Raw genomic sequence first — 13,352 nt, forward strand, 5'->3', positions numbered from 1 at the left:
TAGAGCTATGAAAACCATTGCCAGTCTTCGTCAGGAAATCGATCAGGTTCATAAAGAAATGCATGCGCTATTGGAGCGCCGTCGTGACCTGACTATGCAAGTTTGGAAGATTAAACAGAGTGAAGGTCAGCCCTTCTTCAATGCCACCCGCGAAGAGCAGATCTTAAAAGATTTTGTAAGCATAGGTGGCAAGGAAGGGCAGGATCCTGCCTTTGATGAACTGCTAAAAGGCGTGATGAACTCGATCTTGCGCGAATACGAAAAGTACCTGAAATCAAAATTCAAATAAAACAAGGCTGCTGATGGCAGCCTTATTTTTTCCTGCTTTGGTATTCTTTTTCACGCTGGAAGTGAGACTCTGACAAGCCATAGCTTTCCACGTTGCCCAGTTCCTTGATCAAAACATTCAAATCTTTTTTGTCGTTGATAAAATCCAAGTGAGCCTGAATTTTGCCAATCAATTCGGCGCCACGCTCTTTTAGGGCCTCGTAGCGGATATAGCCCAAGCCATGAGATGCCCATTCTTTAACGTAACGGGCTGCGGACTGTGAAGTCCCGTTGTACATGGTATTGCGGCATTCCTGATCCGGTTTGATCTGGTGCCAGTTGCCGAATTGGTCTTTCAGTTTAACATCATGCTTTTCACAAGGTCTTCCGCAGTCCTTAAAGCTAGTGCCCTTGGACAGGAACGCAGCAAACACACAGTGCTCCATGTGGAAGCTTGGCATGTATTGGTAAGCAGTAACTTCAAAGCGCTCGGATTGACCGGATTGGATCAATTCGCTGACTTGCAGGTTGTTCAGGTCGTAACCCAAGCAAACACTTTCCAACCCTTTATCCAAAAGGTATTGAGCTGTCAGGTGATTGGTGACGTTTAAGCTAAAGTCCCCCAGGATCTGCCCCTGGTAGTTGTTTGACTGTAGGTATTGAACCGCGCCCAGGTTTCTGGCAAGGATCGCATCTGGATTCATGTTTAGCAGATGCTTCACATTGCGGTGCTCATTTGGTTTAAGAATACGAGTTGTGGCGACGCCGACTTTTACGTTAGCGGCTCTTAAGGCTTTCAAGCTTGGTTCAAAATCCAAACCAAATTCAAAATCCAGAATCACCAGGTTTAATGCCGCGGCATCCAGTTGGCCCGTTGTGACGGCTTGAACAACATCATCCACCTGGAATTTATCGCGCAGAAGTAAGTTAAACTTCAAACCCTGAGCTTTGCGCTCGGTGGTCTTTTTGCTGCCAATCCACTCCATGATTTGTTCTTGAGGAGCGATGACGGGTGTTGTGCCATTTTGAATGCGCAGGTCTGTCAGTTCTTTAACCAGTTTTTGGCGTAGCTCTTTGACCTGTTTGTTTGGCAGGAATAGCGGAGTCTCCGGATCAAGTTCGCACTCGAAGCCTTCGCCACGGAACGGACTTCCCATCAAGGCAAACAACTCTTCACGCAGATCCAAAGAGTTAAGTCCTTTGTTCTTGGCAGGCTCGCAGACGTTTTCAGAAGTGGCAGAAACAGTGTATTTGCCGTCTGTATAAGTCACCGTCAGTGGTTTGCCCAAAGAAGCTTCAGCGCGAATAGAAACGGGCAGACGCTTTTTACGTTGCTTGTCTTCAACACTTAAAGAAACATCTTTCTTCAGATCCTTGTCGTGATTGTAGAACACGCGCGCGCCAACGTAGGAGTCATTCATCGCGATGTCTCTTGAAAACTCCAGGGCAAAACGACGGGGTGAAAGTGATTTTACCGCGAATACGAATCCACCTTTTTCAGCGTCCTGGTCATTGCGGTCTTTGAAGACCCAAAGAATACCGTCACCAGCCTGGATGAAATCAGTTTTCAAACCCTGTTGGGCTTTGTCTTCAGTGATTTCCACTTCCAAAGCGTTGCCGTTCACACGAACTACTTTACCAAATTCAAAACCGCGATGTGCGCTGAATGTACCTTCAACCAATTCCTGATGATTTACACCATGGAACCAGCCGCTATAAAAGCCACGGGAAAATGCTGTGGCCATTTGCTTTTTTAAAAGAATCGGATTTGCCAGGGCTTGGTTACGTTGTGCGGAAGTGATGGCTTCATCAAAACTGCGGGCAGCAGTGGCCACGTATTCAGGAGTTTTTAAGCGGCCTTCAATTTTAAAGCAATCAACGCCGGAGTCCAACAAGCTTGGAACTTCATTAATTCCGCACAAGTCTTGCGGGGAAACCAGGAAGGACTTTCCACCCAAGTCACGTTTTTCTCCGTCCACATGCATTTCGTAGCTAAAGCGGCAGCTTTGGGCACATTGCCCACGATTTGCGGAGCGGCCACCGATGCTTTCGGAAGTGAAACATTGGCCGGAATAGCTAACGCACAAAGCACCGTGAACGAAGACTTCAATTTCTTTGGTGGTGTTTTGTTTTATCGCGTGAATTTCTTTGATGGAGTTTTCGCGCGCCAAAACGAAACGCTGAATTCCCAAATCGTCCAACCACGTGATGGCTTCAGCATTGGTGACACTCATTTGTGTGGAGGCGTGAATGCGCTGTTCAGGTGCCATGTGGCGAATCAAGCGCACCAGGCCCAAATCCTGAACGATGAATGCATCGGGTTTCAATGGCAGGATTTTTTTCAGAACTTCAACCGCGCCAAGAAACTCATTTTGGAAAATTAAAATATTAAATGCCAGGTTTACCTTCACGCCATGAAGGTGGCAGGTGTCGATGATGTCTTTGACTTCTTCGATTTGAAAATCGTGGCTGCGACCACGGGCATTGAAGCCAGGAACGCCCATAAAAATAGCATCGGCGCCGTTATGAATGGCTGCCAAAGCCATGTCTTTAGTGCCGACGGGAAGAAGGAGTTCGGGGCGTTTTAATGACTGTGTTTGCATGGGTGTAATAAGCCAGTTTGCGGCGTTTTCCGCAAGGGGTAAGACGCCTTTTTCCGGGGGAGAAGGGTAAAAAATACCTGAGTGCCCTCTTTATTTGCATCCGAAACAGGAGTTTATTCACTCACCAAGGTACTAAAAGACCCAAGGGATACTCTGAAAAGACCCGGCCTATTGGTCTTAAATTTTGCACCTTCGCCATGAAAACCGCCAAGTTGTAACAATGTTAGCTAGTATTTGTCGAAGAACACACAAGTCAAATTTCATGGAGGAATAATGACTAAAAAAAACCTGGTGAATTTCCTAGCAGTATCGGCCTTCCTTACTCTTGCAGCCTGTGGCCAAGGCGGTGGAGCGGATGCCGCTTCCGACGCCCTTACAAATGAAGAAACAACCCAAACCCTGGCAGACGATGCCACAGACGAGCAAGCTTTCAACTCTGCTGAAGTCAGCGAAAATGAAGCTCCGGAAAACATGATCGAAGACACGGTAGATCAAGCTTCGGATTTTTCAACATACAGCCGTGCGAGTATCCTTGCTAAGTACGATTACGTTGATCCGAATCGCGTTGTTCCGACAACAGCCCTAGGTAATGCCCTGGTGTATTTCGAAAACAACAAATCAAAAATCAAAAACAAGCGCTATGTTTCTGTGATCGATTACTCAAAAAGTTCCAGAAAAGCCCGTTTCCACATCATCGACATGAATACGGGTAAAGTTTGGAGCATCCACGTTGCTCACGGAAAAGGTTCCGATGCAAATCATGACGGTATTGCAGAAAAATTCAGCAATGTATCCGGTTCTAAGGCGAGCTCCATTGGTTACTTCCTAACGGGCAGCACTTATAACGGCAGCAATGGTCTTTCTTTAAGACTGGACGGTATGTCTTCGACAAACTCCAATGCCCGCGGTCGTGCGATCGTTGTTCACGGTGCTTCTTACGTGAAAGAAAGCAGCGTCATCCAAGGTCGTAGCTGGGGTTGCCCTGCGGTAGCGTCTTCCTTGAAGACGAAAGTGATCACAATGCTTAAAGGCGGAAGCTTGATCTACTCTGTGAAGTAGTAGTTTTGGTTTTTTAAAGTTTCTAAAGAGCCGGGGTCCTGCCTCGGCTTTTTTTATTTCAGTGGCAGCCATCACTTCGGAAGATGTCGTGAAATTCCGACGACTTTCCATTTTGATATAGCAGACAGTCGGCGCGGCGGTATTCATCGTTTATTCTCATCATATCCATAAATGAAGGTAAATACCCATGAGCTGTGTAGTACTGACTTTCTTTTTCTTCCAGATTTTTTTCCAGAGCTTTGGAAACTGTCTCAAACTGCAGGACCGATTCCATGGTTTGGATGGGCATGTAGGTCGGAAACTCATCGCTCATAAATCCTAAATAACGAATCCCTTTTCCCACATAAGCTTGGGTGGTAATCCACCAATTGGAATAAAATTTGTAATTTAAAGCTGGCATCCAGGCATAGATACTTTGAAAAACAGAATCCTGCATACGCACTTGTCGCAAAAGCGGGAAATGCTTCCACTCTGCCACCAGATCAAATCGGGGATCCACTTCGATGTCGTAAGGAGCAAAAAGATTATCACTCGTCACTCCCAGTGATTTGGGGTAGTCACCGCCTTTGAACTTGCTGACGTGGCTGCGGTAAGCAGGAAGGATGACTTGTCCTTCTGACGCCTTGTCATAGGCAATTTTGATAACTTCTGCACAAAAAACTTTGTCATAGTTTGCGTCGTCCATGGCGAAGTCGTATTCTTCGGGGTTCTGACTCCACTGGTAAGCATAGCGGGCGGCCTTATGGGCCAGATCGATATCGCTCTGACGATAAAGTGCAACCCTGGCGTCAGCGGTTTGCCGCCATTTTTCCAGGGGAGTTGTGACGACTCCGTATTGAATCAGGGACTCGACGATAAAAAGGTCGCCTTTGTCATTTTCGCCCACGATGGCCATGTGCGAGAAGTTACCTTCCTCATCACCGATGCGGGCAATCATCGCTGAGACGTAGCTTTTACCGCGAATAAGCAGAACATCTCCGGGTTCAATATTCACCGCCGCGTATTTGGTGTTTCTAAGAAGAAACGGTGCCTCTCCGCCCAGAATGGGCGATTCTTTGAAGGCCACGACTTTGTTTTGCACTAGCCAGTCGATCAGATATTCTTCGGTGAATCGGGCGTACTGCATGCCTTCGCGCATTTTCAAAATACAGGTGGCAGAAAGGTTCTTTTCACCGGCAAATCTTTGCAGCAATTCATTCAGTTTTACCCGCACCATGAAGACACCCTGAACCATTTCGGTCCCATGCTCTTTAAAGCTCTGAATGTCTTCGGGGGTTTGGGGGATGAAATGGTTAGCAGGCTGGATAAAGAGGTAATCGGTGACCTTGTTGATGTATTCCGGGCACGTTTGCGGATTGAAAACCTGAGAATTGTTGAGGTCCTTGTTCACTTGCTCAAGCCCCGTCAATAGGATGGGTTTAGCAAATGCGAAGGCAGTCAAAAAAGTTATAAAGAATGTGATCATAATTACCCCAATATGCACCAAGGTGAAGGGATTTACGACTGGCGCTCTCATGTAAGTTCGCAGTGGGTCGCAGCCGTTTTGGGTCTGTCTGTCAAAACTTTGGCCAGGAATTTTGCCAGAGGGGCCGCCAAATTCCAATTATGGCAAGCACGCCAATTGCAATTCCCGGCAGGGTTGATTGAAGTTCCCTTTAATTTGGATAGGAAAATAGCTTATGAAAATGATCGTTGGTGCCCTTTTGCTAATTTCAAGTTCTGCCATGGCGGCAGGTTTTTATGACCGTTCCACGGGTGTTTACACTCGCGCCGAATCATATCAGGAGCTAAGCTGGTGTGACGCCAACAAAGTTGTTCGCGAGGCCTCTTCTGGCGAAATCGTTACGGAAGCGGATTGCAGCCTTAGCCAGAAGACTTGCGAAACGGATGCAATGATTTTCAATAAAACAGTAATTTACCGAGCTGTTTGTAAGTAAGCCCGAAGTAAATTATGTAAAGTACAAAAGCCGAAGCAAGTCTTCGGCTTTTTGTTTTTTGTGCCCAACATCCGTCTAGGTCTTGCACTGCGAGGACTGTCGAGTCCCAGAAAATAATAGCTGTGAACCTTGTAAGAATACGTTCTGAAGTGGAAGGAATTCCTAGAAGCCTAGTTAACTGTAAAAATCAGGAAAGGATTATTGTAAAACACACACTATCAGGAGTTCTTATGCAGACATCTCAGGAAAAAGGACGCAAACGGCCCATTCATAATGCATCGACACCGCAGGCTCCGCTGTTGGTAATCGAGCGGCAATTCGATGTTCCGGTGTCTGAACTTTTTGCAGCATTTGCAGATTCTGATTCTTTGAAAGAGTGGTGGTGGCCTCAGCAGTTTTTTGCAGACGAAGCCGATATCGACTTCCGTGAAGGGGGACGATTCTTTATCAGTATGGATGGTGGCACAGATACAGGTAATGTCGGTGGAATGACCGGTCACTATGAGGAGATTATCGAGAATGTGCGCATCGTGATGACGGATCAGTTCGCAGACAAGCAAGGGCGTCCGATTTCACCTGAAGAGGCAGGTATGCCAGGCGATTGGTCCAAAATGGCCTTTATCACTTTTGAATTCGAAAAGTTGGGTGAAAAGCGCAGCCGCTTCAAACTTTCCCATGAGGGGATTCCCACCAAGTTCCAAAATGACTGTATTGAAGGTTGGATGGAGTCATTTGATAAACTTGAGAAATACTTAAAAGACTATAGACACTGATCGATGCAGTCGGAGCCCTCTAACGCTGTGTGCGGTGGGCTCTGGAGTTGCCGAGTTGGGCCAATTTCGCTAAAACTAAGGCATGAGCAAAATTTCCGTTCTCCCACCCTCTGGCTTTCGTGATTTTACCCCTGAAGAATCTGCGGTTCGCAGTTTCTTAATCGAGAAAATTTCCGAGACCTATCTAAGCCATGGTTTCCAGGCCATCACGATGCCATTCATGGAAAATCTGTCGACTCTGGAAGGCAAGGGCGGTGGTGCCGGGAATGAAAAGCTTATTTTCAAAGTACTTAAACGAGGCGAGTCTTTGACACGTTCCCTGGAGGCGGGCGAGGGCAATCTTGCTGATATGGGAATGCGCTTTGACCTGACATTGCCTTTGGCGCGTTACTATTCGCGCTTTAAACAACAACTTCCAAAACCGTTTAAAGTATTTCAGGTGGGACCGGTATGGCGTGCAGACAGCCCGCAAAAAGGTCGTTACCGTGAATTCTATCAGTGTGACGTGGATGTACTGGGATCCAAGGAAGTCGGTGCTGAAGCTGATTGTATGACGGCGATCTTGAAAGTGTTTTCGCGCCTTCAGGTGGAAAACGTCGAGCTTCACTTGAATGATCGCAGACTCTTGGCGGCATTAAAAGATGCTGATCTAACCGACGCACAATGGACCGAGGCCTTAGTGACCTTGGATAAGTTGGATAAAGTGCAGCGTGCAGGTGTTGAAGAAGAACTGACGACAAAATTAGGTCGCGTGCCTGAAGGCATTCGCCTGGTTCTGGATGGAACTTCCCTGGAGAAATTGAAGTCCGTGCATGCCGAGTCGGCTGAATCCATGGAAGCTTTATTGAATGTTTTAGAAGAGTCAGCACCGGGCACAAAAGTGATTTTCAATCCTTCCCTGGTTCGTGGTCAGGATTATTATACAGGAACTATTTTTGAACTAAGACATCCGGAACTTTCAGGTTCCCTGGGTGGCGGTGGACGCTACAACAGATTACTTGAAGTTTTTGGTGGTGAAGAAGTTCCAGCATTTGGTGGCAGCATCGGCTTTGAAAGACTTTTCCTGTTGATTCAGGAAAAAGCCGGGGAGTTGAAAATGTCCAATTCCACTCCACAAGTGTTTTTGCCTCTTTTCAGTCAGGAACTGCGTGCGCCGTTGATGAAGCTTGCAACGGATTTGCGTGAGCGTGGCTTGCGTGTGGATGTCTATCCGGACGCTGCGAAACTTAAGAATCAGTTTAAGTATGCAGATGACAGAAAGATTCCTTTTACAGTGATCGTTGGCGGCGATGAGCTTAGTTCACGAACAGTGAAAGTGAAGTCCATGGCCGAGCGTACTGAAGAAGCTGTTTCAATGGATACCTTGGCAGACCACCTGCTGCAAAAAATCGAACGCTAACATTTATAGTAAAGGTCCTACCAAACGTGACAAGTCACCTGCCCACACTTCAGCAGTGTGGCGCTCTTCGTGGGCTTCTATTGTATACATGTCTGAATTTTCCAAATACTCGTTTTGCAGGTCACGCAGTGATTGTGTGAATTCCCTGTCGTAAATAGCCAAGGTGATTTCAAAGTTGATTCGCAGGCTTCGTGGATCCAGATTCACCGAACCGAACAATGAGACATCGTCGTCGATGGTAATTGATTTCGTGTGCAGCAATCCGGGTTTATAAAGAGCCACCTGAACTCCGGCAAGCAAGAGGTCTTCGAAAAACGAGCGGCTGGCCCAGTGGGAGATGCGCGAGTCAATTTTAGCGGGAACAATCAGTATCGTGCTGACACCCCGGCGCGCAGCCGCGAGCAGGGCATAGAGCATGGATTCACTGGGCAAAAAGTATGGCGTCGTAAAGACGATCTCTTTTTGGGCTGAGGCGATTGCCATTAGCAACGCCTGTTCAATGGATGAGTACTTGATAGCCGGCCCCGAGGGCAGGCATTGCACAAATGCGGGTTTGGTATGAGTGTCATCGGGAGCTTTTGATTTCGTCAGCTCTTTGGCAAAGTCACTGCCGGTTTCCACGCACCAGTCACTTAGAAAGACTGTTTTGAGATCCGCGATGGAGGGGCCTTCAATTCGCGCCAGGGCATCAATCCACGGAGCTGCGGGTGACGTGGCATTGAAATACAAAGGATCGGCTAGATTCATGCTGCCGGCATAACCGATTTCATCATCAATAACGACTAGCTTTCGATGCATGCGCAAATCAGGACGTGCAATCAAAGAACGCAGAATTCCTGACGGCAAGGCCACCGTCATTTTGACTCCACCTTGTTTCATCGCTTTGAAGTTTCTACCTTTGATGAATTTGGAACTACCGATAGCATCCACCAGAACGCGACAGCGAACGCCTCTTTGGGCGGCCGCTATGATCTCGTGGGCGATTTTATCTGCTCGTCCGCCGTCGCTCCAAATATAGAACTCAAAGTCCAAAGTGTGCTTGGCTTTCGCAATATCTTCAGAGAGTTTTTGAAAAGCCTCGTCAGAATCTTTCAGCAGCTGAATGCGATTTCCAGTTTTGGGTGAAAAGCCAAAAAGAGCCTGAAAGGCGTGATGCAAATCACCTTGTTGATGTTCGTTTAGAATAGAATCTGTGGGTTGAACAGCTGCGATTCGGTTTAAGGTTTCCTGCACTTTGCGCAGCCGCTTCATTCGACGGTGACCTTGACGGTATTCTCCGAATGTCCAATAAAGAATTGTTCCGGCAATGGGAAGTGAGACCATCAAGCCCAGCCACGCCCAAGCCACAGAGGCGGGCAGGCGCCGTTGAATGACCCGTGCGCAAATCCAGATACGGACAATGAAGTCGACGATGAATATCAACCACTGAACCCAGCTGTTAAAATTGAAATCAAAAGTCCAAGTCAGCATCTGACATCCTGGGAAGTTATTTGAAGACGATTGCTTTTCCGATAGGGGCTAAGGAGATCCCTGCGAGCTTTAAGTGTTGAAGGGCAAAAGGAATTCCAATGATCGTAATTCCTAAAAGAACGGCGCAAAGCAAATGAGTCAGTGCCAGCCACCAGCCACACAGAATGAACCACACGATATTCCCAATCAGTCCTAAAGCGCCAGTACCCATGTCGCCTTGACCACGGACATGCTCCCGGTCCGCAACTCGCGATCCAAAGGGCCACAAGTTCAAGAGTCCGATATTAAACGCCGCACGTGCCCACGGAATTCCAATGATCGTAATGACCATGAAAAGACAGGATGTGAACCAAGAGAGGGCTGTTGTCCATCCACCTAAAAGTAGCCACAGGATGTTCAAGATAAAATTCATGGGTGCCTCCTGTGACAGGATGAGTGGGTGAATAAAAATGGTCAATGTGCAATAGGCAGTATGATTGTTGATTTACAGTAGTAGCCTTCCACAGCGTTTTGATTTTAAGCAAGTGGAGCATTCTTTGATCGAGATTTTTCTAATTAGGGATTCAAATCATCCAACAGACTTAGGTCCAGATAAATCAAATCAACTGAAAGGAAACGCTATGAATCGTCAAAAGGCGAATCGAATCTTAATGTCGTTATTGCTATGCCAGGCTCCGCTACTGGTGCATGCGAGCTCAAACTATACTTCCTATCGTGGCGGCGATACGGAAACATCAATACTGCCACAGAATCAATTCGAGACTTCGGCGCGCATTGACGCCGTAACACGTAAAAACGGCGGCCAACTGTACCGCTTGGATCTGGTAAAACCAATTCCTCTTTCGCAAATCAAAGCGAAACCAAAAACGGGTCGTGTGAAAGTTATCAGTTTGAATCTGGTAACGGATAAAGATGAACGCGTGATTGTGAAGGCATTTAACAATGCGATAATTGCTGACTCGGACACTGTCTTAGCGTCAGAAATTTTGAGTCTGAGTGAGAATATCACTGCTATCGAAATTCAGGCGGAAGCCATGGGTGCCAATGCTAATTTGGACATCACGGCGGTTTCCACTAAGGAAGCACCGAAGTTCGGCACTCGTGAACCGGATAATTCCTGCAATAAGAAATTTGACTCTATCCTAAAAGAAAAACTGGATTTAGTGCAAACTTGGGCGGCACGCGCGGAAAGCAGTGCGCAGGGCTCATGGCAGGAAAAATACGCAAGCAAGGAATACAATAAATATGTCGCAGAGTTTATAGCGACTTTGAAGTCCGATAAGAATCAATTTGCGTCTCCGGACTATATGTTGACGTTGATTAATTTCTTTATTGACCGCCACAATGCCAGCCGTCCAGACAGTGCGGCAGATGTGGGCTACAAATCCATGGCCGTGGAGACATTTGAAGCGTTCATGCTTTCAATTCAAAGTGATCAAATCTGTCGTCCGGTGACGAGTGATTCATTGATCAAAATTTCTTTGGATTTCCAAAAGCGCCAGGAATCCAGCAAATCCGACAGCCGTGCGAGAAAAGTTTACGAGATGATCATTTCCAAAATCGGTAAGATCATCCCTGTACACTATCGCAAGGAAGTGGCCGCTAAGAATTTTAACTTCCGCCAGGCTGACAGTGAAGGTTACAAAAACTACAAACTGTACACTGCAAGCAAACCGGAAAGTCTTCTAAAAGGCACTTATCAGGAAATGGCCTTGAATGCTTATGCGATCGCGGAGCAGCAATTAGCTATCGAGGTAAAATCTTTGAATAACGAGCAGACATATCAACTGATCGTAGAATTCCAGACTAAGTACAACGATACTGCAAATTATCCACAGGAAACCATGTTGAAGTATCTGACTATTTTGTCAGAGCATAGCAACTTCCTGAATTTTAGAATGGTTCAATAGTTAGCGTCGGAAACAAGAATGCCAGTCTAAGACTGGCATTCTTGTTTGATTTGATTTTTAATAGCCGATTCCGGCAGAGATCACATTTTGGAAATCGCTTTTTTCCCAGTCATTGTCCCGGAAAATCACCGTGGAACTTAAACTGATATTCACAGGCCCGAAGTTCAATCCAATTGATGCACCAGCATAGGGATTGTAAGCAATAGGGCGTTCGTCTTTCGTAACCACACCGCCAGATGTTGTCTCACGAACGGATTTGGTTGCCTGCGCGCCCGCACGGCCGCCCAAATGGAAATATTGGGTGCGGTAGGTAGAACTTAAACCGACCTTCAAGCGTTCATCGTCTGTCTTTACTTTTTCCGGTGCGGTGGAAAAGTCCTCTGTATCAGAGGCTTTTGAGTATTCTGTTTCAAGTGAAAGAAGATCGACGCCTAGGCTTAAACGCAGGCCGTACATAGACCGTGTTTGTAAATGGGCCGTCGGGTAGTCACGATAGACAGTCTCGATACCGTAAAGAGGTTCGATGCGATAACCCGTACCTTTTGCCAGAGTAAAAGATGCAGCACTTGCTGAACTTGCGCCTGCGATTCCTGCAAGCAATACGATCCACTTAGCTGTATTAATCTTCATGAGGCCTCCATGCATAACAGTGTTATTTTACACAATTCAATTGGCTTACCCAGTTCTTTTTGAAAATACGGGGTTTAGATGAAAGAAATTGGACTAGATTGAGTCGTTTTGCAGGGTGTTTGTCTCTTCGACAAAATGCTATAATTTGCCAATGAAACCTCGTAAATTTTTTCTTGGAATCTGGACCCTATTGGCAGGCATTCTGTCAGTGAATAGTCATACTTATGCCGCAGAAAAACCCGCTAAAAGTGAAGCTGTGGCTTATTTGGCAGGTGGATGTTTCTGGGGTATGGAAGATCTGCTAAGAAAACTTCCAGGTGTGACTAAAACCGAAGTGGGCTACATGGGTGGTAAGGTCGCCAATGCCACCTACGACATCGTTAAAACCGGAATCAGTCATCATGCGGAGACTGTAAAGGTCGAATTCAATCCCAAGCAGCTAAGTTACGAGAACCTGTTGCTGTATTTTTTTAAGATCCACGATCCGACAACATTGAATCGTCAAGGTAATGACGTTGGCACTCAGTATCGCAGTGAAATTTTCTATACCAGCGAAGAGCAAAAGGAGACAGCCTTTAGAGTTATTGCCCGGGTGAATAAATCCAAGGCCTGGGGTAAGGATGTCTCGACCGTGGTTGGCAAGGCTGGGGAGTTCTGGAAGGCCGAAGACTATCATCAGGATTACCTGCAAAAGAATCCTGATGGGTATACCTGTCACTTTGTGCGAAAAGTGGACTTCTAGTTCTGCATAATAATTCTGGGAAATACTTTTAGAAACGTGCCGGTGTAACCGTCGTCGCAATTATGAATCTCATAAGAGCTGTTTAAAGCACTTTCCGCATTTAAAGACAGCAGTGTACTGCGATACTGGCACAGCCCGTGTTCCTTGGTTTTCACATAACCTTCATAATTTAATGAAATCAGGATGCCATCGGCAACGACAGTGGCACTTTGACATTTGCCAAAGCTGTTGCACTCGGGGGTGCCGGAAAAAGAGTAAACTTGTTTTTCAGGGGAGATAACGATTTCGCCCTTTTTGGTGGTAAAGCCACCCCAACGGATCAGGCGGGAGCAGTCTTCGACCTGGTACTGCACGACAGCTCCTTCAGTCATTTGGTAAAGGCCTGTGATATCGGTGCAATTATGAGCATGAGCCATTGTTGAAAAAATCAGAGTAAATATAAAAACAAAATTTTGCATTTGGGGAGCCCCTTTATCAAAGGCTGACACACCTGCGGGGCCTTGGGCAAGCTCGGGCTGGTCGTTGTGCCCGGGACGGGACCCATTCTATACTTTTCAAAGCC

The 13,352-nt window shown here is 46.6% G+C and carries 13 protein-coding genes; 7 read left to right on the plus strand and 6 right to left on the minus strand.

What is annotated here, in order from left to right:
• The first annotated feature begins 7 nt into the window (after window positions 1-7).
• Window positions 8-289, plus strand: coding sequence for a chorismate mutase (locus ACLVWU_RS06385; RefSeq protein ID WP_413578153.1), 282 nt, complete (start codon window positions 8-10; stop codon window positions 287-289).
• Window positions 290-311: 22 nt separating this feature from the next.
• Here ACLVWU_RS06385 and ACLVWU_RS06390 read toward each other — a convergent pair whose 3' ends face one another.
• The gene (locus tag ACLVWU_RS06390) at window positions 312-2,870 is read right to left on the minus strand and encodes a DUF3656 domain-containing U32 family peptidase (protein ID WP_413578154.1); all 2,559 of its coding nucleotides are present in this window, start codon (window positions 2,868-2,870) and stop codon (window positions 312-314) included.
• A 273-nt stretch (window positions 2,871-3,143) separates the two neighbouring features.
• Here ACLVWU_RS06390 and ACLVWU_RS06395 point away from each other — a divergent pair, with 273 nt between their 5' ends.
• A complete protein-coding gene (locus tag ACLVWU_RS06395) occupies window positions 3,144-3,929 on the plus strand; it encodes a murein L,D-transpeptidase catalytic domain family protein (RefSeq protein WP_413578155.1) in 786 nt (261 codons plus the stop codon).
• A 58-nt stretch (window positions 3,930-3,987) separates the two neighbouring features.
• On the opposite strand, the gene ACLVWU_RS06400 is transcribed toward ACLVWU_RS06395, so the two are convergent.
• A complete protein-coding gene (locus tag ACLVWU_RS06400) occupies window positions 3,988-5,394 on the minus strand; it encodes a YiiX/YebB-like N1pC/P60 family cysteine hydrolase (RefSeq protein WP_413578156.1) in 1,407 nt (468 codons plus the stop codon).
• 214 nt (window positions 5,395-5,608) lie between these two features.
• Here ACLVWU_RS06400 and ACLVWU_RS06405 point away from each other — a divergent pair, with 214 nt between their 5' ends.
• From ACLVWU_RS06405 to hisS, 3 genes are all read left to right on the plus strand, one after another.
• Complete coding sequence (locus ACLVWU_RS06405; protein WP_413578157.1) at window positions 5,609-5,866, plus strand: hypothetical protein; 258 nt, start codon at window positions 5,609-5,611, stop codon at window positions 5,864-5,866.
• Between the two features lie 230 nt (window positions 5,867-6,096).
• The gene (locus ACLVWU_RS06410; RefSeq protein WP_413578158.1) at window positions 6,097-6,639 is read left to right on the plus strand and encodes an SRPBCC family protein; all 543 of its coding nucleotides are present in this window, start codon (window positions 6,097-6,099) and stop codon (window positions 6,637-6,639) included.
• Window positions 6,640-6,721: 82 nt separating this feature from the next.
• The gene (gene hisS / locus ACLVWU_RS06415) at window positions 6,722-8,038 is read left to right on the plus strand and encodes a histidine--tRNA ligase (RefSeq protein ID WP_413578159.1); all 1,317 of its coding nucleotides are present in this window, start codon (window positions 6,722-6,724) and stop codon (window positions 8,036-8,038) included.
• 3 nt (window positions 8,039-8,041) lie between these two features.
• Here the strand turns inward: hisS and cls are convergent, their stop codons facing one another.
• The gene (gene cls, locus ACLVWU_RS06420; protein ID WP_413578160.1) at window positions 8,042-9,508 is read right to left on the minus strand and encodes a cardiolipin synthase; all 1,467 of its coding nucleotides are present in this window, start codon (window positions 9,506-9,508) and stop codon (window positions 8,042-8,044) included.
• Between the two features lie 16 nt (window positions 9,509-9,524).
• Window positions 9,525-9,920 (minus strand): YccF domain-containing protein, encoded by a 396-nt coding sequence (locus ACLVWU_RS06425; protein ID WP_413578161.1) that lies wholly within the window; start codon window positions 9,918-9,920, stop codon window positions 9,525-9,527.
• A gap of 208 nt (window positions 9,921-10,128) precedes the next feature.
• Here ACLVWU_RS06425 and ACLVWU_RS06430 point away from each other — a divergent pair, with 208 nt between their 5' ends.
• On the plus strand, window positions 10,129-11,418 hold the full coding sequence (locus tag ACLVWU_RS06430; RefSeq protein WP_413578162.1) for a beta-sandwich domain-containing protein: 1,290 nt from the start codon (window positions 10,129-10,131) through the stop codon (window positions 11,416-11,418).
• Window positions 11,419-11,475: 57 nt separating this feature from the next.
• Here ACLVWU_RS06430 and ACLVWU_RS06435 read toward each other — a convergent pair whose 3' ends face one another.
• A complete protein-coding gene (locus tag ACLVWU_RS06435) occupies window positions 11,476-12,048 on the minus strand; it encodes a hypothetical protein (RefSeq protein WP_413578163.1) in 573 nt (190 codons plus the stop codon).
• A 151-nt stretch (window positions 12,049-12,199) separates the two neighbouring features.
• Here ACLVWU_RS06435 and msrA point away from each other — a divergent pair, with 151 nt between their 5' ends.
• Window positions 12,200-12,790, plus strand: a complete 591-nt coding sequence (msrA, locus tag ACLVWU_RS06440; protein WP_413578164.1) for a peptide-methionine (S)-S-oxide reductase MsrA — start codon at window positions 12,200-12,202, stop codon at window positions 12,788-12,790.
• On the opposite strand, the gene ACLVWU_RS06445 is transcribed toward msrA, so the two are convergent.
• Entirely contained in the window at window positions 12,787-13,248 is a 462-nt protein-coding gene (locus ACLVWU_RS06445; RefSeq protein ID WP_413578165.1) for a hypothetical protein, read from the minus strand. The genes msrA and ACLVWU_RS06445 overlap by 4 nt on opposite strands.
• Between the last annotated feature and the right edge of the window lie 104 nt (window positions 13,249-13,352).

Source organism: Bdellovibrio sp. HCB290, assembly GCF_047305925.1.
Taxonomy (GTDB): domain Bacteria; phylum Bdellovibrionota; class Bdellovibrionia; order Bdellovibrionales; family Bdellovibrionaceae; genus Bdellovibrio.